Annotated in this window: 3 protein-coding genes and 1 pseudogene; all 4 read left to right on the forward strand. The window is 39.1% G+C overall.

The annotated features are described in order from the left end of the window. Window positions 1–84 precede the first annotated feature (84 nt). A complete protein-coding gene (locus HMPREF2872_RS03580) occupies window positions 85–807 on the forward strand; it encodes a type IV secretory system conjugative DNA transfer family protein (protein ID WP_283118978.1) in 723 nt (240 codons plus the stop codon). Window positions 808–962: 155 nt separating this feature from the next. Then, the gene (locus HMPREF2872_RS03585; protein ID WP_065425404.1) at window positions 963–1,445 is read left to right on the forward strand and encodes a DUF6636 domain-containing protein; all 483 of its coding nucleotides are present in this window, start codon (window positions 963–965) and stop codon (window positions 1,443–1,445) included. A 66-nt stretch (window positions 1,446–1,511) separates the two neighbouring features. After that, entirely contained in the window at window positions 1,512–2,336 is an 825-nt protein-coding gene (locus tag HMPREF2872_RS03590) for a CHAP domain-containing protein (RefSeq protein WP_070631265.1), read from the forward strand. A gap of 91 nt (window positions 2,337–2,427) precedes the next feature. Next, window positions 2,428–2,616 (forward strand): annotated as a pseudogene (locus HMPREF2872_RS11840) (hypothetical protein); the annotation flags it as partial.

A 2,616-nucleotide genomic window follows, 5' to 3' on the forward strand; every position in this document is an offset into this window, starting at 1 on the left:
TGGCACAGCCACGCACGCGGTTGGTCATGCAGGCTACGCTTGCTACCCGTCAGGTTTAAAATTTATGCCACCTGCAGGTAGGGTGTGTGGCACAGCCACGCACGCGGTTGGTCATGCAGACTACGGCTTGCTATTGTAGATGCGGCAACCAGTGCGGATGATTTTCTGCTTACCGATGTACGCAAACAAAAGATGACTATCTATATCGGTATCCAACCAAACAAACTGGCTGAAGCCCGATTAATCATTAATCTATTCTTTAGCCAACTGATTAACCTTAATACCAAAGAACTTCCTCAAAGCAATAAGGAATTGCGGTATCAGTGCCTTTTATTGATGGATGAATTTACTTCCATAGGTGCTGTAGATATTATTGCCAAATCAGTCAGTTATATCGCAGGTTACAACATTAGGCTGTTTCCGATCATTCAATCTTTAGCCCAATTAGATTCTGTATATGGAAAAGAAGTAAGCCGGACTATGGTAACCAACCATGCCTTGCAAATCCTCTGCACCCCGCGGGAGCAACAAGATGCAGTGGATTACTCGGAAATGCTCGGTTATACATCAGTAAAAAAATCCAATGTAACTAAAGGCAGGGAGAAAAGTGTCAGTATTGGTGACGAACGTCGGGCATTGATGCTTCCACAAGAATTAAAGGCAATGCCGGAAGATAAAGAGATTTTCGTGTATGAGGGTCTATCCCATCCTGTGATGTGTGAAAAAATCCGCTATTATAAAGATAGTTCGTTTACAAAACGATTACAGGGCAAGATTAAAGTGCCGAGATTAAACGTATCTGCTTAACCATATAATTTCTATGAAATATTTAAGGCCGTCTAAAACCGTATCCCGATACAGTTTCAGACGGCCTACAAAGTGCGGTCAATTTTAGCCGTGTTTTTCATTTTAAGGATTTATTGCTACAATGCTACAAAATCACAGCTACTCAAGGAGTTATTATGCAATATAAAAAATTACTCATTATCCCAACTATTGCATTTTCTATTTTTTCGGCAGGTTGTACAGTGAATGCAAAAGAGCCTGTTTCTACAATAAACGATTCATATATGAATGAAACAACGAACTACAAATTTAACTTTCGTGCTGCCAATGGCACAATTTATTGTGGAGCAGAAAGTCAGCTTGAAGATGCAGAAGTAATAGGCGTAGAGTGTTTTACCCGAATTGAGAATGAGCCGATTTTGCCACGCGGTGAGTGTGAATTGGAATGGGGTGAATCGTTTTTTGTGGGACAAAATGGAAAAGCCAGCCTGGTTTGTAGTAGCGATTTTCCATTTAACCCTAGGGCAACAATATTAAAATCAGGGGAAAGTATTAAAGGTGATGGTTGGCAATGCACAGCAAGCGAATCAACGCTAACTTGTACTAACCGTGATAAACATGGCTTTAAAATCAACAAACAGTCACAGGAATTATTTTAATCCCTAAAAATCATCAGGTAGCCGTTGTATTATTTAGATTTCAACCATTATTTCAAAGGAATGAAAATGGCAGCAAATGAATTTAAAGTAAGCAATCAAGAAAATTCGAAAGAATATATTAAAGATCAAGTAATTAATGATTATATTGAAAACTTAAGGAAATATAACGGCTATACAGAAAAAGGCAAAGACATAACCATTTTTGGTGCGCACTATGGACTACAAGGACAATTTTGGTGCGATATGTATGTTGATTATGTTATGGAAGAATCTTTTGGTAAACAAAATGCAAGACAAATGATTGGGGGATTTTCTGCAAGAACAGAAAATAGTAAAAATAATTATCAAAAAATTGGGGGGTGGAATGATTCGGCAAATTATACACCCCAAAAGGGAGACCAGATTTTTTTCCTCTTACCTACAAAAGACAAAACTAGAACTGTTAATCATACTGGCGTTGTTACCGATGTGGATTTGGAAAAAGGGATTGTTTACACGATAGAAGGAAATACAAGTGCCAAACCAGGCGATCGTTCTGGAACAACTGTCAGAGAAAAACAATATAATTTAAATCATCCTTCAATTAAGGGGTATGGCACGCCTAATTGGGATATTGAAATTAAGGACAGATTAGATAATTTAGAACAAAACGAAAATACAAAAGAAAACAACTCTCCAGCCGACAAACTCCAAGCCCTTATTCAAGGTTTGAAAAACGACACCGACGGCACATTTGCCACCAAAGCCTTGGCAGAAAATCCCGATGTAGTGGCAAATTTCCGTGCCGAACAGGCAGAAGCCTTAAAAGAAAACCGCCAGCAGCAAGAAACCGCCCAAAATACGCCGCAAATGCAAGAAGAACGCAGCTATGGCGGTAGGTCGTTCGGTTGATTTAACAGATTATAGGGAATGCTGATAAAGCATTCCTTTTGTTTTATTTTTTCTTTAAGAAAGCGATTCATGGATAACAATGAAATTGAGCGTGCGCACAAACTTTTGCTCGAGACAGCGGATGGTTATGGCGCAATTCAAGCAAAACAGCAATAAAATTGTTCAAAATCTTCAAGAAAAATTGGACAAATCCCTTTACGAACAACGTGAAATGATTACGGATATGGTTCGTTCCAGCGTTATGCACGAACCGATGCCAAAGATGCCCAAATGCTCGCCT

Origin of the sequence: Neisseria sp. HMSC069H12 (assembly GCF_001812735.1) — a bacterium.
Classification (GTDB): Bacteria; Pseudomonadota; Gammaproteobacteria; order Burkholderiales; family Neisseriaceae; genus Neisseria; species Neisseria subflava.